Consider the following 17,731-nt stretch of genomic DNA (forward strand, 5'->3'; position numbering starts at 1 on the left):
CGGTGGGAGCGGGCGTCGCGTTCTCGTCGACGACGACACCGTCGCCACCGCTGAGGTCTCCCGACAGCTGGATCGGCTGGTTCGCGGCGAGCGCCGACCACAGGGCGTCGGCCGCCTCTCGATCGGGGACGACGCGGTTCGGGTCGGACGGGTCGGTGTACGTGGGGTACTGCACGAACACGATCTCGTTGAACGGCACGTCCTTGACGGCCATCGCGATCTGCACGAGCGTCAGGGGGTTCGTGAGCGACGTCGACGGGTCGACGTTGCGCAGTGCGGTCGAGGCGAGCTTGTACAGCGTCGCCGGGTTCGACAGCACCTCTTCGCTCTTGAGCTTCGTGGCCAGGCGCGACATGTACTGCTGCTGGTTCGAGATGCGCCCGAGGTCGCCGCCGTCGCCGACACCGTGCCGGGTGCGGAGGAACTGGAGCGCGTCCAGACCCTTGATGGTGCGCATGCCGGCGGGCCAGTCGATGCCGGTGTAGGAGTCCTTGATGCCGTTGGCGATGCAGACGTCGACGCCGCCGATGGCATCCGTGATGTTGATGACACCGCCGAAGCTGACCTTCGCGGCGAAGGGGATCTCCTGGCCGCTGAGCTCGGAGACCGTCTCGACCACGCACGACAGTCCGCCGTACATGAACGCGCTGTTGATCTGCTGCTTCGACATCGCCGAGGTCTCGTTGCCGTTCGCGTCGGTGCACGACGGGATCGGGACCATCAGGTCGCGCGGGAAGGAGACAACCGTGACCCGACGGGGAGCGTCGGAGATGTGGACGAGCATGTTGACGTCGTTGAGGTTGCCCTCGGCGTCGGGTCCGCTGCAGCGGTCGCCGAAGTACTGCGCGAAGTCGGGCTCGCACTCGTCGGTGCCGACCATGAGCAGATTCACACCGCCCTTGAGCTCGCCGAGGTCCGGCGGAACGGCCGGCTGATTCTTCAGCTCGACGGCGTCGGCGGTGAAGCTCGACGACAGGTCGTACACGGCGTACGCGGTCACGGCGGCACCGGACACCAGCAGCACGGCCATGGCGACGGCGAGTCCGCGGAACAGCTGGCCCAGCGGTCCGACCGATCGCAGGCGTCCGTGACGCGCGACGGTCTTGCGGCCGCGCGGGGTCGTGGTCTTGCTCACTCGGGTCCTTTCGGGAGGACGGATGCCACCGGTGGCCCGTCACGACCGCGACGAAGCGCAGGTCGGAGACAGTTTAGGGAGCACCTCCTGGGAAGTGCGTGAGGAGGAGCGGGTCGTGTTGCGGACACCGACCGAGCCGGGCGACCGCCTCGGGCCGGCTCGCGACGTCCCTCACGCCGAGGCGTGCGCCGGCGTCGTGCCGGAGGAATCGGCGGCCCGGGATCGCCGGTACCCCCACACGACCAGCCCCGCAGCGACGAGGGCCAAGACGAGGCCACCGGTCGTGGTCGCTGCTTCGAACTGGGCGTCCTGCGCGGGCGTCCAGCCGCCGGCCGTCACACTCCCGGTGAACATGACGGCCAGGACCGTGCCGGTGACGGCGACACCGACGCCGGTCGCGACCTCGGTGGCGGTGTCCACGAGGGCGGCGCCGATGGTGGTGCGATTGCTCGGCATCCCCTTCATGACGTTGGTCCCCGCGACGACGCCGTTCAGACGGATGCCGAAGGCCACGAGGACGAGCGCCGCCGCGACCCACGGGTAACCCCCTCGCCCGAAAGCGGCGAAGATCCCCAAGCCGACCACGACCGCTCCCGCACTGAGCCAGGCGACGCGATCGAGACCGAGCCGGCGGACGAGGGGCCCGACGAACAGCCCGCCCGCGAGAAGGACGACCACCTGCGGGAGCATCCCGATCGCCGCCCAGAACGGCGACCACCCCCAGTCGGACTGCAGCTGCAGGGTGACCGAGAAACCGAGACCGGCGGTCGCGAGACCGGTGGCGGCCTTGTAGAGGAGCCCGCTGGACACGAGCGGCAACGTCACGAGACGCAGATCGAGAATCGGGTGAGCGACCCTGCGGGCACGCACCACGAAGAGCACGACCGCGCCGGCCGCCGCCGCGAGGAGCACCCACGGCAGCAGCGCACCGACGCCGTCCTGGACGAACATCGTCGGCGCGGCGAGCAGCAGGACCACCGCGACGGTCCCGGTCAACGCGCCCGCGACATCGAGCGGGGCCCGGTGGAGGTCGGCGGGATCGTCGGCGGGGATACCGACGCGGATGCCGATTCCCGCCAGGAGTGCGATCGGGACGTTGACGAGAAGGAGCACCTGCCAGGGAGCCCACGACAGCACGAGACCCCCTACGGCCGGCCCGATCGCCAGTCCGACCAGACCGACGGTGGAGATGAGGGTCGTGGCGCGCACGCGCGCGTCGTCGGAGCGGAACAACCGGAAGGCGAGAGCGAGGGATCCGGGCGTGGTCATCGCGGCGGCGACACCCATCACCGCCCGCACCGCGATCAACTCTTCGGCCGTGGTCACGAAGGCCGTGGCGAGACTGGCGAGCCCGAGCAGCGCGAGCCCGATGAGCATGACGCGGCGCCGCCCCGCTCGATCGGCGACCGCACCGAAGAACAGCATGAGCCCGCCGAACACGACGGCGTAGGCCCCGGTGACCCACTGCAATCCGGTCGTGGAGGCGTGCAGCTCCCGGCCGATGGTGGGGAGCGCGACGTTCAGGATCGAATTGTCGAGCATCTCGAACAGGAACACCGTCGAGAGCCCCGCCAGCGCCACCCCGGCGGGGCGGAGCGACTCCCGCTCGCCGACGGGCGGGTGAGGCGAAGAACCGGATGCTGCAGCGGACGAATGAGCCATGACACGTCTCCTTGGTGGCGTCGGTAAATGCGTTGCATTCCCTTTTCGAGCCACAGGAGTCGGGCCTTGCGGCCGACCCGAGGTGCTCTCGCCGCCAGGGCGTGTGCTGGAATCTCACTGAGGATTCTCCGAGCGTGCACGAGATTTGTCAAGCGACGCACGCCGGCCGGAATCCTCCCGCGTGCGTCGCGTGACCGCTGACCGCTCGTCGAGCATGTCTAGAGGCGCGGAGCAGCCTCCTGCAGGCGGCGGGCGTTGTGGATGAGGTCGACGCCGTCCGGTCCCCACAAGAGGCGCATGAGACGCGCTTCGTTGACCGGATTCTGGATCTCTCGGATTTCCGCTTCCCGCGCTCGAATGATCTCCGCCGAAGCGGCGATGGTCTCGGGCGAACGACCCGCCGCCTCCTGCAGCCGCTGGGGGAGGATCGCATCCATGACCTCGATCCACTGCTGGTAGACCTCTTCGAGAGCCTCGACCACGATGGCGTGGCTCGGATCCCAGTTCTCCCGCCCGACCGCGTAGTACTGCTCGATCATGTCGACGCCGGTCTCCAGGTCGCGGAAGACGCTCTTCGAGTGGCCGAAGTACGGCCAGTACTTCTCGTACAGCGCGTCGAGTTCGGCCATGGTGGTCGGGATCTCGGATTCCTCCGCACCCACGAGCCGCAGATACGGGCCCATCTCGAGGACGTACTGGTCGCGCTGGGCGTCGGTCAACGGCCGCGGCGGCTCGTCTCCGTGCCATGCGAGGTTCTCGTAGATTCCGAGGATGCCGTGCATCTCGGTGATCGCGGCCCACATCGCGTCGCGCGGCTCGGCTGCCGCATACCCGCCGATCGACGGGTCCTCCGGATCGATCACCGGGCCCTGCACGTGACCGTGGATGCGGTGGAGGTGCGCGGCCATGCTGGTGGCCGTTGCCGTGTCACCCAGCCACATCGGTGCGTGCATACCGGAGTTGCGCTGCAGACGCTCGAAGAAGTCGAACATGGTGAACCGGCCGGCACGAGCCTTGCGGCTCATCGGATCAGCGTCGCGGATCCCCGCCGTGATCGGCTTGTAGAGGAACTGGATGCCACCCTGGGCCGCGGACTCGAAGACGATCGTCGCCGGGTGCAGCATCACCTCCCACGTCACGGATCCCGGGCCGAAGAGGCCATAGTCCGGTGTGCCGTCCGATCGGAAGGACTGGCCCGCGGGGACCACCTCGCCGAAGCGGCGCCACCTGTTGACGTCGCCGTCGAGCAGGTCCTTCGTGATGACGGGGATCTTGCGGTCACCGGAAACGGTCGGTGTGGACATGGAGACTCCTTCGTCTATTTCGTACGGACTTAGTACGCAAGTAGATTAGGACGCCTCTCTCTTCGCCGCAAGGGCAGATCTGTAGGCTGGAGCGCGAAAGGCAGGTGCGGTCGTGGTCGACGCGGAGACTCGCCCCAAGGGCAGGCCGCGCGACCCGCTGATCAGGGAGAAAGTGCTTCTCGCGGCTCAGCGCGTGTACCTGGCCAGCGGGCTGCAGGGGTTCACGTTCGAGGCCATCGCGCGCGAGGCGGGTGTCGGCAAGCCGGCGCTCTATCGGCGCTGGACATCGACGGACGAGCTGATGGAAGACGTGCTCCGATCGCACGCCCTCGTCCCCGCGGAAGCGTCTTCCGGTGGCATCCGCGAACAACTCGTCGAGATCGCCATGGCGACCTTGCGCCTCTCCCACTCCGAGGCGGGAGCGTTCGCCCTCCGGGTCAGCTCGGAGCGCGGCTCCGGAGGGGTCATGTTCGACCGCTATTTCGAGAGGTTCCGCAGCGTCATCCACTCCCACAATCGGTCGCTCGTGCGCGCGGCGATCGAGCGCGGCGAGCTGACGCCGGACCGCGACCCCGACACCATCGTGCTCGCGATCACCGGCGCGGTCCTCGTGGGCACGCTCATGGCGCTCGCGCCGTCGCCGACCGCGGATCCGCAGGCCGCGGAAGCATACTGTGGCCGGGTGGTCGACGAGGTCCTCGGCAAGCGGGCAGCGGCCTCCTGAATCGACGAAAGCGGACCCCGGCGGGGTCCGCTTTCGTCGTCGCGGAGGGTGTGGGATTCGAACCCACGGGACATCTCTGCCCACTGGTTTTCAAGACCAGGTCCATCGGCCGCTCGGACAACCCTCCCGATCGCCCGAGTCTACCCAGCCGCGGTTGCCCGCCGCGAAAGCACACGTCCCGGTCGAGGACCCACGAAGCGGCCGCCCGGAGCGGGGCTCTCGACCCGAACGGGGGCGCTCGTCGTTCACAGCGCTGTGGGGGAAGCGTTACCTCGCGAGGTTACGATCTGTCGGTGACCTTGGGGACGGGGCCGGAGACGCGGGCGGACAGACGGACGAGGGGACGCGCGCCGACAAGCCGTCCGCAAAGTGCGGGCCTGACGCCGAAACAGCCGTTCGCACGCCACGCCGCCGCAGAGACCGCACCGCAGAGGTGGCGCCGCCGGGCCTCCGTCGTGGTGGCCCTCGTCGGCGGGCCCTTGTCGGTGGTCCTGCTCGCCGCCCTCCTCGCCGCCGGCGCGTTCGCCTGGCAGGTGGTCCAGGTGCGCGACGACCTCGAAGGGGCCCTGGATCAGTCCAAGGTGCTCGTCCGCGCCGCCGCGAGCGGCGACGCCGCCGGCATCCAGCGATCGGGCGCCGACATCGTCTCCCGGGCGCAGCGGGCGTACGACACCGCCCAGAATCCGCTGTGGGATTTCGCGGCGCAGATCCCCGCGGCCCGGACGAACGTGCTGGCCGTGCGCGCCGTCACCGACATCGCCCGCACGATCACTTCGCAGTCCCTGCCGCCGGTGATGACGATGATGTCCTCATCGGGCGGCGATACCGGCGGCGGCTCGGGGATCAACCTGAGACCGTTCCTGCATGCCGGGGCGGTCATCCCCACCGTGCGGACGTCGCTCGACGAGGCCTCGCGCATCGCGACGAGCATCGACCGCACGGGCGTCCTGCCGCAGATCTCGGCACCGGTCGACCAGCTCGTGGGTCTGATCCACCAGGCCACCCCGGTCCTCACGACGGTCGAGGCGCATCTTCCCGAGATCCTTCGCGCCGCGGGCGCCGAGCGCCCGATGCTCTACCAGCTCATGATCCAGACTCCCGCGGAAATCCGGGCGACCGGTGGCGGCGTCGCCCAGTGGCTGGTGCTGAAGGTCGATGACGGCAATGTCGACCTCCTGAGCCTCGACACCGGCACCGACCTCATGTACGTCGACCTCCCGTCGCGGGGCTTTGACACGGTGAACGGCTCCCTCATCCGCCTGCCCGCCGAGACGAGGGAGCTCTACCCGCGAGAGTTGACGAACTGGTCGTCGAACTTCAACATGACCCCGCATTTCCCGACCACGGTCGAACTGTTCCAGGCGACGCGCGAGTGGACGGACAAGCCGAAGTTCGACGGCGCGTTCTCGATCGACCCGATCGTCCTGGCCCACCTCCTCGAGGCGACCGGCCCGATCACGCTCGCCTCGGGCGAGACCGTCGACGCCCAGAACGCCGGGGCCAAGCTCATGAGCGAACCGTACGAGCGCTTCGGCATCGACAACGCGGCCATGGACCGGTACTTCAGCGAGATCAGCGCGGCGATGTTCTCGAAACTGACCGGCCGCCAGTGGGACATCGCAACGATGTGGGGCCAGATCGTGCGCAGCGCCGAGGAGGGTCGCATCTACGCGTGGTTCGACGACCCCGGCCTGGAGGCCCTGGCCCACCAGTACGGCCTCGACGGCACGCTCCCGGAGGACAACGTCGACGCCACGCAGCTCGGCATCTACTTCAACGACTACTCCATCGGGAAGCTCGAGTACCACCTCGCGTATTCGCAGCACGCGACGTGCGACGCGAACGACCGGACGATCACCGTGTCGATGGACCTGCACAACACCATCACGGATGCCATCACGAGCGGGTACACCCTGGGTCTGCGCAACATCGAGCGCGGGATCGACCTGAGAACGATGATGCTCGACGTCCTGTTCTTCGCCCCACCCGGCGGGGAGATCCTGTCCACCACCCCCGAGATCGGCGACTGGTGGGATCCACGCTTCCGGGATCGGTCGGGCTCCGACCACTCGAACCCCGCCGAGAGCAGGACGCTGCTGCTCGCGAAGGGGGAGACGCGCACCGTCTCGTACACGGTGAAACTGCCGCCGGGCGACCTCGGCCCGCTCGAGCTCCGCCATACCCCCGGCGCGAACGACACCGCCGTCACGATCGACGCGAACTGCGCCCCGCTCTTCCGGAGCCCCGAGGGGTCGGACAACATCCTGCTGTCCACGATCGGCTGAGCGGTCCCGGCGGGGCGTCCCCGGATCACCCTCGCTCCCTCCGGCACCGGGCACGGGCGCCGAGTACGGCTAGCGTCGGAGGATGACGGCGAACGGCGGGGCACTGGCATCCTTCTTCTTCCGACTCGGAAAGAAGGTGTGGGTACGCGCCGCGCTGTTCACTCTCATCGGCATCGCGGTCGCCCTGATCGCCGGGTTCCTCGGCCCGTTCCTCCCGTTCGACGTCACGATCGACCTCGGCCAGAACGCCGTCGGCTCTCTGCTGCAGATCATCGCCACGGCCATGCTCACCGTCAGCACCTTCTCAGTGACGGCGATGGTCACGGCGTTCTCGGCGGCGACGACGACGGCCACGCCGCGATCCACTCCCCTGCTCATCGCCGACACGACGTCGCAGAACGCGGTGTCGACGTTCATCGGAGCGTTCACCTACTCGCTCGTGGGCATCGTCGCCCTCTCCACCCCGTACTACACGGAGCAGGGGCGGACGATCCTGTTCGTCGGCACGCTCGTGGTGATCGGCATCGTCGTGTTCACGCTGCTGCGGTGGATCTCGCACCTGTCGACGTTCGGGCGCATGGCGGACGTCATCGACCGCGTCGAGAAAGCGGCGACCGCCGCACTCGAGATGCACGCCTCGTCGCCCACTCTCGGCGCCCGGGCGCTGACGACCGTGCCCGTGGGAACCCGAGCCGTGCACACCGACCAGGTCGGCTACGTGACTCACGTCGACGTCCGCGCACTCCACCGGCTCGCCGAGGACCACGACGCTCGCATCTACGTCGACGCGACGCCCGGACGGATCGCGGACGCGCGCACCCCGCTCGTCCGCGTCGCCGGGGCGATCGACGACGACCTCGTGAAGGCGGTGCGCCGCGCCTTCCGCATCGAGAATCACCGCACCTTCGAGCAGGACCCGCGCTTCGGCGTGATCGCGCTCACCGAGATCGGCAGCCGCGCCCTCTCCCCCGCGACGAACGACCCCGGCACCGCCATCGAGGTGATCGCGGCGCTGCAACGCGTGCTGACCCGGGCGATCACGATCGAGCCCGACCATGAGGTGACGTACGCCCGCGTCTTCCTGGAGCCCGCCGAACTGCGCGACCTCGTCGCCGACGCGTTCCGCCCGCTCGCCCGCGACGGCGCGCCCCACATCGAGGTGCAGGTGCGCCTGCAGAAGTGCCTCGCCTCGCTCGCGGCATCCGCTCCCCGGCACGCGGAGGTCTTCCGGGATGCCGCCCGCGCGGCGTTCGAGCGCAGTCGGCGCGATCTCGACCGTAACGACGTTCGCCTGCTGCGCACGTCGATGCGCGAGGCGTGGAACGAGGTCGGCTAGAGCCCGCGCAGCACCGCGGCCACGCCGCCCTCGCCGACCGAGAGCCCGACCTCGCCGGCGGCTTCGTGCACCTCGGGCGGACCCTGCTGCATCGCGATCGCGCGGCCGCCGTGCGAGACGGCCCACTGCATCATCTCGATGTCGTTGCGGCCGTCGCCCATCACGAGCACGTGATCGGGCGGGATGCCGAGCCACTCCCGCACGAGCTCGAGGGCGGTGGACTTGTTCACGCCCTGGGGCGCGATGTCGAGCCACGCCGTCCAGCCGATCGCGTACGACACCTGGCTGAGCCCGATGCGCTCGACCAGCTGGAGGAAGTCCATGTCGGTCTTCTCGGGCGCGACGACCACCACGCGGCAGACGGGCTGGTGCGACAGCTCCTCGAAGGTCACCTGGTTGGCGCCCTGCAGGTTCCAGTCGTCGAGGTAGTCGGTGAAGTTGCGCTGTCCGTCGGGCAGCTCGACGAGGAAGTGCGCGTCCCCGAGGTGCTCGCCCAGCAGCGTCAGCACGTCGGTCGGGTCGAACGTCTCGACGTGCGCACGCTCGTACTCGCTGGCATCCGCATCGCCCACCCGGCGCATCACGATCGCGCCGTTCGAGCACACCGCGTACTCGGGATGGATGCCGAGGCGCTCCATGACCGGGAACGTGCTGTCCCAGCTGCGACCGGTGGCCAGCATGACCTCGTGGCCGGCGTCCTGCGCGTGACGCACGGCATCCACGATCCCGGGGCTCAGGGACTCGTCCTCGAGGAGCACGGTGCCGTCGATGTCGAGGGCGATGAGCATGCGCCCCACGGGCGCGGTCCGGGCGATGTCGTCGACGACCTCGGCCGCCTCGACCTGCGGCGACGTCTCGACGTCTCCGATGCGGGGCAGGGCGGCCTCGTCGGTCACGCGATCGGCTCCATGACCTCGAGTCCACCCAGGTACGGACGGAGCACTTCGGGCACCGTCACCGACCCGTCGGCGCGCTGGTGGGTCTCGAGGAGCGCGACGATCCACCGGGTGGTGGCGAGCGTGCCGTTGAGGGTCGCGACCGGCTGCGTCTTGCCGCCGTCGGCCGGACGGAACCGCGTGTCCAGGCGGCGCGCCTGATAGGTGGTGCAGTTCGACGTGCTCGTGAGCTCGCGGTACGCGTCCTGCGTGGGCACCCACGCCTCGATGTCGAACTTGCGTGCGGCGCTGGAACCGAGGTCGCCGGCGGCGACGTCGATCACGCGGTAGGCGAGCCCGAGGTCCTGCAGCATGCCCTCCTGCATCGCGACGAGACGGTCGTGCTCGGCTTCGGCATCCGCGGGGTCGGTGTACACGAACATCTCGAGCTTGTTGAACTGGTGCACACGGATGATGCCGCGGGTGTCCTTGCCGTACGAGCCGGCTTCGCTGCGGTAGCACGTGGACCACCCGGCGTACCGCTTGGCACCGCGCTCGAGGTCGAGGATCTCGTCCATGTGGTAGCCGGCGAGGGGCACCTCGCTCGTCCCGACGAGGTAGAGGTCTTCCTTGGGCAGGTGGTAGACCTCGTCGGCGTGCTGACCGAGGAACCCGGTGCCGCGCATGACCTCGGGACGCACGAGCGTCGGCGGGATCATCGGGGTGAACCCGGCCTGCAGCGCCCGGTCGAGCGCCAGGGTCATGAGGGCGAGCTCGAGCCGCGCGCCGATGCCCGTGAGGAAGTAGAACCGGCTGCCCGACACCTTCGTGCCGCGCTCCATGTCGATCGCGCCGAGCTTCTCGCCGATCGCGAGGTGGTCGAGCGGCTCGAAGTCGAACGTGGGCACGTCGCCGTGCGTGCGGAGGGTGACGAAGTCCGCCTCGCCGCCGGCGGGGACGCCCTCGAGGACGATGTTCTCGATCTTCGACAGCGCCAGATCGGCGGCCTCTTCCGCGGCGGTCACGGCGTGCTGCGCGGCCTTGACCTTCTCGCTGAGCTCCTTCGCCTCGGCCACGAGCGCGGGCTTCTCGTCCTTCGGGGCCTGCGCGACCTTCTTGCCGTGCGCGTTCTGCGCGGCCCGGAGCTCTTCGAACGTCGTGATCGCGGCGCGGCGATCACGGTCGGCGGCGATCGCGGCGTCGACGGAGTCGGGCGACTCCCCGCGCGCGATCTGGGAGCGCTTCACCAGTTCGGGATCTTCACGCAGCAGGGTCAGGTCGATCACGCGTCCATCCTACGGTCGCCGCCTCGGGTGATTCCGCGCCTCACGAGCCGGAAGCGGTGGGATCGAGGGCCTGCGTCACGGTCAGCACATCGGCGAACTGCGCCTCGATCTCGGCGCGCCGCGCGACGGCCGCGGCATCCGCGGCTTCGACGGCCACGGCGCGGGCCTCCAGTTCGGCATGACGCTCATCCAGATCCGCCAACCGAGCGGCGAGCACCTCCGACCACGTGCCGCTGTACGCCGAGCCGTCCGAACTGGACCATTCCACCCGAAAGCGCCCGCGTTCGACGGGGTCCATGGCGTTGTACCGATCGGCGTCGCCCTGATAACTCTGCCGGTTCAGCTCGTACGTCTGACGGTCGCTCTCGAGAAGGGCGTGTGCGTTCGCGGCATCCGTCGTCGTGCGCGTGAGTTCGTCGACAGCGCCCTCGTAGTCGGCGATCAGCTGCTGGACCTGCGCCGTGACGCGATGCTGGACCTCGACGAGCGCGGCACGGTCGGTGAAATACCGGGCGTACACCTCTTCGAGCTCGGGGTCGAAGCCGCCGTCCGGCCGCACTTGGGAGCCGAGGTAGGCGAACAGCTCGGTATCTCGGAGTTCCTCGTGATCACCGACGGACCAGTCGATCTGCTGGCGGACGGGGTCGTCGGATGCGACCCGTTCGATGGCCTCGTGCAAGAGGTCCCGGACGCGCCACACCTCGCCCCTGCCGAGTCGGACGAACGCTGCGTGCAGAAGCTCGTGCGCGAGTGTCGTCACCGCGGCATCCGCCACCCGGGCGTCGGTCGGCACGAAGACGAAGATCCCCTTCGGCGTGAAACAGCCGTCGATCACGTGGTCCGCCACGGGGTCCACTCCCCCGCAGACGTCGCTCAGATCGTCGCCATGGGCCTCGCGCGCGCCCACTTCGGTCAGCAGCGCGCGTCCGCCCTCGGAGAGGAACGCCCGATCGGCCACCGTGGAGATATCGGCGGGCAGGGTCTTCGGTCCGGTCCACGCCGCGACCTGGTCGATGACGACCCGGTCCGCCCCGGTGCCCACCATGACCCCGGCGACCAGGAGGAGCACCGCACCACCGACCGCCGTCACGGTCCACCATCGACGGCGCCGCCGGGCTCGCGCGAGAGCCGCGAACGGACCGTCGTCGACCGGCCGCACCGACCGCCGCGGTGGCTGTTCGAACAACGTCACGCGCGGAGAGTAGACCCGCCGGAAGAACACCCGAGGGCGGCATCCTGAACACTCCCCGTCCGGCGCATCCCGCAGCCCGCGGGTCAACCCCCGTCCGCGCGGACGGGCGTCGTCGGCGCCGGTCCTATGGTGGATGCCATGGCCGCCCCCGAAGAACCGCGCGACGACGCGGACGCCCCCGAGAACGACGAAGCCGTCTCCCCCGAGGCCGAGAAGGACCGGGCGGCCTCGGAGGGCTCGCACGAGGACTTCCACGACGCCAGCCTCAAGGAGGACGACGAGGATGACACCGTCGCCGCCGACAACGACCCCAAGAGCGCGGCGGATCCCGACGACGTCATCCATCAGCCCGGCGACGTCGAGCCCGACACCTCCGACGCGGAAGAGGGAGAGGCCCGGCGCGTCTCGCCCGACGGCGGCGACGCCCCCATGGACGCCGAGCCGACGTCGAAGAAGCGTGCCGCGCTGGTCTACAACCCCACCAAGGTCGACCCCGAGGTGCTGCGTCCCCGCGTGAGCGAACTCGCCGCCGCGGCGGGATGGGCGGAACCGCTCTTCTACGAGACCACTGTCGACGACCTCGGTGACGACGCCACCCGCGCCGCCCTCGAAGAAGAGGTGGATGCCGTGCTCGTCGCCGGCGGCGACGGCACCGTCCGGGCGGTCGCCGAGGCCCTCACCTCGACCGGCATCCCGCTCACGATCGTGCCGAGCGGCACCGGCAATCTGCTCGCCCGTAACCTCAACCTTCCGCTCGACGACGCTGACACGATGATCCGCGCGACCTTCGACGGCAAGGTGCACGCCACCGACACCGGCATCGCCCGCATCCGCCGCGCCGACGGCACCGTCGAGGAGCACGGCTTCGTCGTGATGGCGGGAATGGGACTGGATGCTGCGATGATCCAGAACACCCGCCCCGAGCTGAAGAAGTCGGTGGGCTGGGTGGCCTACGTCGACGGTGCGGCGCGTTCGCTCGTCAACGCCAAGCCCTTCCGCGTCATGTACCAGCTCGACGGTCACCGCCTGCACTCCGCGAAGGTGCAGAGCGTGCTGTTCGCGAACTGCGGCGCGCTTCCCGGCGGCGTGGCCTTGATCCCCGAGGCATCCATCGCCGACGGCCTGCTCGACGTCGCCGTCATCCAGCCCACCGGCCCGCTCGGCTGGATCGGCGTATGGCGCAAGATCTGGTGGGACAACTCGGTGCTGCGCCGTTTCCGCGCCGGCCGCCGTGTGCTCGAGCGCCGCCGCGACTCGTCGGTGCGCTACTTGCGCGGGAGCGGCATCGAGCTGGCCACCGCCCCCGCGCAGCCGATCGAGCTGGACGGCGACGAGTTCGGTGAGGCGACCCGCATCTACACGCGCATCGTCGAGGGCGGCCTCGCCGTGGTCCTCCCCGCCGGCCACGACACGTCGAAGCTGTAGGGGTCGCGGGAGGCGTCCAGATCACGTGATCTGGACGAGACCACGCCTCCTGGCGCGCCGTATCGGGCGCCTTCGGCCAGATCACGTGATCTGGCGACATGCCGGAACAGCGCCGCGGCGTGTCAAGCCCGGCGAGGCCGAAACCCGGCCGGATAGCGTCGGAGGATGGCTTCCCCGTCTCTCGTGTGGTTCCGCGACGACCTGCGGCTGACCGATCATCCCGCGTTGCGGGCGGCGATCGACCGGGGCGAACCGGTCATCGGCGTGTACGTGCTGGACGAGGAGTCGACGGGCGTACGCCCCCTCGGCGGGGCCGCGCGGTGGTGGCTGCACCACTCACTGGCATCCCTCGCCGAACGCCTCGGCGAGCGCGGCTCCGTGCTGGTCCTGCGGCGCGGACGTGCGGCGGAGGTCCTCCCCGCACTGGTCGACGAGACCGGGGCGGGAGCGGTGTTCTGGAATCGCCGCTACGGCGGCGCCGAGCGCGACATCGACGCGGGCATCAAGGAGAAGCTGCGCGGCGACGGGGTGACGGTCGCGTCGTTCGCCGCGAACCTGCTGTTCGAGCCGTGGACCGTGCGGACCGGCGCCGGGACGCCCTACGGCGTGTACACGCCCTACCGTCGCGCGGTCGAGAAGATGCCCGCGCCGCGCGCGCCGCTCGCCGAGGCCCGGACGATCCCGGGGCCCTCGTCGACACCCGAGTCCGACGACCTCGACGCGTGGGCGCTGCGGCCCACGCGGCCCGACTGGGCGGGCGGGCTGCGCGAGACCTGGGAGCCCGGCGAGCCGGCCGCGAAGGCGCGGCTGCGCGAGTTCCTCGACGACGACCTCGGCGACTACGCCTTCTCGCGCGACGCCTTCGCCGGAGGGGCGACCTCGAACCTGTCCCCGCGGCTGCGCTGGGGCGAGATCAGCCCGTACCAGGTGTGGCACGCCACGATCGAGCACCGTGGATCGGGCACGCATGCCGAGTCGGCGACGGGGTTCCTCTCCGAGGTCCTCTGGCGCGAGTTCGCCTGGCACGTGCTGTTCCACTCCCCCGACCTGGCGACCAAGAACTGGCGCGAACAGTACGACGCCTTCCCGTGGCCGACCCTGAACCGGGCGCACCTGGAGACGTGGCAACGCGGCGAGACGGGAATCGCGGTCGTGGATGCCGGGATGAAGCAGCTCTGGCACACCGGGGTCATGCACAACCGCGTGCGCATGGTCACGGCATCCTTCCTCACCAAGAATCTGCTCATCGACTGGCGCCACGGCGAGGAGTGGTTCTGGGACTGCCTGGTCGACGCGGATGCCGCGAGCAATCCGTTCAACTGGCAGTGGGTCGCGGGATCGGGGGCGGACGCCGCCCCCTATTTCCGCGTGTTCAATCCCGACACCCAGCGCGAGAAGTTCGACCCGCACGACGAGTACATCCGGCGGTGGGCCCCCGAACACCTCGACGGCAGCGCGCCGGCGCCGATGGTCGACCTCAAGGAGACGCGGCAGCGCGCACTCGACGCGTACGACCGGGTGCGCAACGGCGACTGAGTCGCGCGGCCGACATCCGGGGACGCGAAAGGGGCGCGGGCCGGAGCCGGCGCCCCTTCTCTGCGGGGATCAGCTGACGCGCGCGTCGGCGGTGGAATCCTCGTCCTCGTCGGTGCCGGGGATGAAGACGTCGACGACGGTGACGTTGATCTCGGCGACCTTCATGCCCACGAGCTCCGTGATCGCCGCGTGTACGGCGGCGCGGACGTTCGAGGCCACGCGCTGGAGCTGCTCGGGGTAGTCGACCTGGATCGCGATGTCGGCGGCGACCTCGGTCTCGCCGACCTCGACGCTCACGCCCTGGGCGTAGTCCTTCGCGCCGACGGCCTGACGGATGTTGCCGAGCACCCGCGCGGCACCGCCGCCGAGGGAGTGCACGCCGGGGACCGAGGCGGCCGCGATACCGGCGACCTTGGCGACGACGGCATCCACGATGACGGTCGAGCCGCCGTTCTGGTCAGCCGAAACGGGGGTGGGGGTGACGGTGGTCGTGGTGTTCTGAGCCATGGCGCTTCCTTCCGTGTCCTGCGGAACCGTGTGTTCCGCGAAGTCAATAGGAAGACGCTCGGGGGAGGACGTTCGTCACGCGCGCGGCCTGAGAGAACCCTGAGCGTCCGTTCACTCGTCGAAGAAGCCCCCGAACGGGAGGTCGGCATCCCCGGTGTCCCTCTCGTCGTAGCTCACCGTCTCGACCGAGAACGTCACCGCCGTCCGACCCGAGAACAGCATGCTCATCTCGCGGTTGCCCACCACCACGAACGACTCGAATCTGCCGCCGAGGTCCACGGCGTTCTCGATCCTCGCCTTGAGGTCATCGACGTCCTGCCCCTGCGCCAGTGCGAAAACGGCGTCATTGACGACCATCTGGGTCCGAACCATGACGTGTGCTTCGCTCATGGCAGTCACGCTAAGCGGGGCACGGACGGAGGCGGAGGGGGTTGCGGTCGACGTGGGATCGGAATACCCGTCGCGTCCGGCGAGTTGCCCCTGAGGTGAGTGACGTGATCCCCTTCTTCTCCGTGCTCGACCTGGTCCCGGTGCGCGCCGGACAGAGCAGCGCACAGGCCGTGGCTGCTTCCCTCGATCTGGTCGAGCGGGCCGATCGCCTCGGCTACCGCCGCTACTGGTTCGCCGAGCACCACAACATGCCCGCCGTCGCGTCGACGACCCCGCCGGTGCTCATCGCGGCGGCCGCGGCCCGGACCGCCCGCATCCGCGTCGGATCCGGCGGCGTCATGCTGCCCAACCACTCTCCACTCATCGTCGCCGAGCAGTTCGCCGCCCTCGAGGCGCTCGCCCCGGGCCGCATCGACCTCGGCATCGGACGCGCCCCGGGCAGCGACCCGGTGATCACTCAGCTGCTGAACCGTTCGGGCACGACGAGCGACGTCTCGCGTTTCCCCGACCACGTGACCGACATCATGGCCCTCACCTCGCCCGAGGGGGCGACGGTGCGTTTCACTTCGGGCACCGAGTATCAGGTGAAGGCGACACCGCTGGCATCCGGGATGCCACAGGTGTGGCTGCTGGGATCGAGCGATTATTCGGCACAGCTCGCCGCGAGCTTCGGTCTGCCGTACGTCTTCGCCAATCACTTCGCGGGCGAGGGCCTCGAGCACGCCCTGCGGCTGTACCGCGACCAGTTCCAGCCGAACGAGTCGGGCGAGGGTCCGCGCACCTTCGTGACGGCCAACGTCGTCGCGGCGCCGACCGCGGCCGAGGCCGAGGACCGCGCCCTGCCGCAGCTGCGCATGATGGCGCGGCTGCGGACGAACCGACCCCTCGTCCCCCTCGAGACGGTGGAGCAGGCGAAGGCCGAGCCGTTCGACGCGATGGCGGAGTCGATCATCGCCTCGACACGGCAGAAGTGGTTCGTCGGTACGGGCGAGGACGTGCGCGCGCAGCTCACGGCGTTCGCCGCGCGCTACGACGTCGACGAGATCATGCTCTCGCCCGTCGCCGGCGCGTACGACAGCGAGCCGCTGGCCTCTGCCGACGGCCGCGCGCAGACGCTCGAGCTCGTGGCGGCCGCCGCTCCCGTCGCCGCCTGAGTCGGCGCCGGGCGCCGGCCCGGCGCCGGTGCGGGGGCCGCGCTGTCGCCGAGACTGCATCCGCCTGACATCTGCGTTGCAGACTGCCGTGGAGATGTCAGGCGGATGCAGTCTCGCGGTGTTCGAAGGGCGCGGAGCCGGGGTTACGCCTCGGGCTCGCCACTCAACAGGCCGCGCAGCCAATCGCGGGCCTCGACGAACACGTCGTCGGAGTACCGCTGCGGGTACCGCACGATCGCGCGGTCGGCGCGCGCGTACGACCCGAGGAAGATCACCTTGGGGCTGAACCGGCGAAGGCCGAGCAGCGCGTCGGCCATGCGCTCGTCGTGCACGTGCCCGTCGGCGTCGATCACGAAGCGGTAGCGCCCGAGCGCGTCGCCGATGGGGCGGGATGCCAGCAGGCTCAGGTTGATCCCCCGGGTGGCGAACTGCTCGAGCAGCTCCAGCAGCGCACCGGGGTGGTCCTCGGGGAGTTCGACGATGAGCGAAGTCTTGTCCGCCCCGGTCGGCGGCGCGGGGGCCACGGTGCGGCTCACGAGCACGAACCGGGTGACGGCGTTGGCGTTGTCGCCGATGCTCTCGGCGAGGACCTCGACGTCGTGATGGGCGACGATCCCGGGCGCCGCGATCGCGGCATCCGCTCCGCTCGTGCCGTCGAGCACGCCCAGGGCGCTGGCGACGTTGCTGGCGGCGGGCAGATGCGCGTGCGAGGGGACGTGATCGCGGAGCCACCCGAGGCACTGGCCGTAAGCCACGGGGTGCGCGGCCACGAGCGAGACGTCGGCGAGAGTCATCCCCGGCCGGCCGACGAGCACGAAGTTGACCGGCACGAGGTACTCGCCCACGATCCGGAGCCCGGGGACGGTGGCCAATGCGTCCTGCGCGGTGGAGACGCCCCCGTCGACGTAGTTCTCGAGCGC

15 protein-coding genes and 1 tRNA gene are annotated in these 17,731 nt (G+C 69.9%); 6 read left to right on the forward strand and 10 right to left on the reverse strand.

Annotation, left to right across the window (positions count from 1 at the left end; all coding sequences use genetic code 11):
• From LQV45_RS06145 to LQV45_RS06155, 3 genes are all read right to left on the reverse strand, one after another.
• On the reverse strand, window positions 1–1,135 hold a 1,135-nt coding region (locus tag LQV45_RS06145), incomplete at its 3' end, for an LCP family protein (RefSeq protein ID WP_230006229.1).
• A 171-nt stretch (window positions 1,136–1,306) separates the two neighbouring features.
• Window positions 1,307–2,797: an MFS transporter gene (locus LQV45_RS06150; protein ID WP_290370216.1), complete on the reverse strand. Its 1,491-nt coding sequence runs from the start codon at window positions 2,795–2,797 to the stop codon at window positions 1,307–1,309.
• A 218-nt stretch (window positions 2,798–3,015) separates the two neighbouring features.
• On the reverse strand, window positions 3,016–4,101 hold the full coding sequence (locus LQV45_RS06155) for an oxygenase MpaB family protein (RefSeq protein ID WP_230006230.1): 1,086 nt from the start codon (window positions 4,099–4,101) through the stop codon (window positions 3,016–3,018).
• 112 nt (window positions 4,102–4,213) lie between these two features.
• Between LQV45_RS06155 and LQV45_RS06160 the strand changes: the two genes are divergently transcribed.
• Window positions 4,214–4,825 carry a TetR/AcrR family transcriptional regulator gene (locus tag LQV45_RS06160; RefSeq protein ID WP_230006231.1) on the forward strand — a complete coding sequence of 204 codons (612 nt, stop codon included), beginning with the start codon at window positions 4,214–4,216 and terminating at the stop codon, window positions 4,823–4,825.
• Window positions 4,826–4,867: 42 nt separating this feature from the next.
• On the opposite strand, the gene LQV45_RS06165 is transcribed toward LQV45_RS06160, so the two are convergent.
• Window positions 4,868–4,952, reverse strand: a tRNA-Ser gene (locus tag LQV45_RS06165).
• Between the two features lie 328 nt (window positions 4,953–5,280).
• Between LQV45_RS06165 and LQV45_RS06170 the strand changes: the two genes are divergently transcribed.
• On the forward strand, window positions 5,281–7,110 hold the full coding sequence (locus LQV45_RS06170) for a DUF4012 domain-containing protein (protein ID WP_230006232.1): 1,830 nt from the start codon (window positions 5,281–5,283) through the stop codon (window positions 7,108–7,110).
• Window positions 7,111–7,192: 82 nt separating this feature from the next.
• A complete protein-coding gene (locus tag LQV45_RS06175; protein ID WP_230006233.1) occupies window positions 7,193–8,446 on the forward strand; it encodes a DUF2254 domain-containing protein in 1,254 nt (417 codons plus the stop codon).
• Here LQV45_RS06175 and LQV45_RS06180 read toward each other — a convergent pair.
• The 3 genes from LQV45_RS06180 to LQV45_RS06190 are packed head-to-tail and all read right to left on the reverse strand — an operon-like array spanning window position 8,443 to window position 11,799.
• Window positions 8,443–9,342, reverse strand: coding sequence for an HAD family hydrolase (locus LQV45_RS06180; RefSeq protein ID WP_230006234.1), 900 nt, complete (start codon window positions 9,340–9,342; stop codon window positions 8,443–8,445). The two genes, LQV45_RS06175 and LQV45_RS06180, sit on opposite strands and share 4 nt — an antisense overlap.
• A complete protein-coding gene (gene serS / locus LQV45_RS06185) occupies window positions 9,339–10,607 on the reverse strand; it encodes a serine--tRNA ligase (protein ID WP_230006235.1) in 1,269 nt (422 codons plus the stop codon). Before serS ends, LQV45_RS06180 begins: the two co-directional genes overlap by 4 nt.
• 40 nt (window positions 10,608–10,647) lie before the next feature.
• Window positions 10,648–11,799 (reverse strand): hypothetical protein, encoded by a 1,152-nt coding sequence (locus LQV45_RS06190; protein ID WP_230006236.1) that lies wholly within the window; start codon window positions 11,797–11,799, stop codon window positions 10,648–10,650.
• A 138-nt stretch (window positions 11,800–11,937) separates the two neighbouring features.
• Between LQV45_RS06190 and LQV45_RS06195 the strand changes: the two genes are divergently transcribed.
• The gene (locus LQV45_RS06195; RefSeq protein ID WP_230006237.1) at window positions 11,938–13,224 is read left to right on the forward strand and encodes a diacylglycerol kinase family protein; all 1,287 of its coding nucleotides are present in this window, start codon (window positions 11,938–11,940) and stop codon (window positions 13,222–13,224) included.
• 165 nt (window positions 13,225–13,389) lie between these two features.
• A complete protein-coding gene (locus tag LQV45_RS06200; protein ID WP_230006238.1) occupies window positions 13,390–14,760 on the forward strand; it encodes a deoxyribodipyrimidine photo-lyase in 1,371 nt (456 codons plus the stop codon).
• A gap of 69 nt (window positions 14,761–14,829) precedes the next feature.
• On the opposite strand, the gene LQV45_RS06205 is transcribed toward LQV45_RS06200, so the two are convergent.
• Together LQV45_RS06205 and LQV45_RS06210 are read right to left on the reverse strand one after the other, a co-directional pair.
• Window positions 14,830–15,267 (reverse strand): Asp23/Gls24 family envelope stress response protein, encoded by a 438-nt coding sequence (locus tag LQV45_RS06205; RefSeq protein ID WP_230006239.1) that lies wholly within the window; start codon window positions 15,265–15,267, stop codon window positions 14,830–14,832.
• Between the two features lie 111 nt (window positions 15,268–15,378).
• On the reverse strand, window positions 15,379–15,657 hold the full coding sequence (locus LQV45_RS06210) for a hypothetical protein (protein WP_230006240.1): 279 nt from the start codon (window positions 15,655–15,657) through the stop codon (window positions 15,379–15,381).
• Window positions 15,658–15,752: 95 nt separating this feature from the next.
• On the opposite strand from LQV45_RS06210, the gene LQV45_RS06215 reads away from it, so the two are divergent.
• Window positions 15,753–16,811 (forward strand): LLM class flavin-dependent oxidoreductase, encoded by a 1,059-nt coding sequence (locus tag LQV45_RS06215; RefSeq protein WP_374208150.1) that lies wholly within the window; start codon window positions 15,753–15,755, stop codon window positions 16,809–16,811.
• Between the two features lie 143 nt (window positions 16,812–16,954).
• Here LQV45_RS06215 and LQV45_RS06220 read toward each other — a convergent pair.
• On the reverse strand, window positions 16,955–17,731 hold a 777-nt coding region (locus tag LQV45_RS06220; RefSeq protein WP_230006241.1), incomplete at its 5' end, for a prephenate dehydratase domain-containing protein.

The sequence above is a fragment of the Microbacterium sp. Bi128 genome, assembly GCF_918698205.1.

Bases quoted from the DNA above. Each gene is read 5' to 3' on its own strand.
- LQV45_RS06150 (WP_290370216.1), bottom strand. From the start codon at position 2,797: ATGGCTCATTCGTCCGCTGCAGCATCCGGTTCTTCGCCTCACCCGCCC.
- LQV45_RS06155 (WP_230006230.1), bottom strand. From the start codon at position 4,101: ATGTCCACACCGACCGTTTCCGGTGACCGCAAGATCCCCGTCATCACG.
- LQV45_RS06175 (WP_230006233.1), top strand. From the start codon at position 7,193: ATGACGGCGAACGGCGGGGCACTGGCATCCTTCTTCTTCCGACTCGGA.
- LQV45_RS06195 (WP_230006237.1), top strand. From the start codon at position 11,938: ATGGCCGCCCCCGAAGAACCGCGCGACGACGCGGACGCCCCCGAGAAC.
- LQV45_RS06200 (WP_230006238.1), top strand. From the start codon at position 13,390: ATGGCTTCCCCGTCTCTCGTGTGGTTCCGCGACGACCTGCGGCTGACC.
- LQV45_RS06205 (WP_230006239.1), bottom strand. From the start codon at position 15,267: ATGGCTCAGAACACCACGACCACCGTCACCCCCACCCCCGTTTCGGCT.
- LQV45_RS06210 (WP_230006240.1), bottom strand. From the start codon at position 15,657: ATGAGCGAAGCACACGTCATGGTTCGGACCCAGATGGTCGTCAATGAC.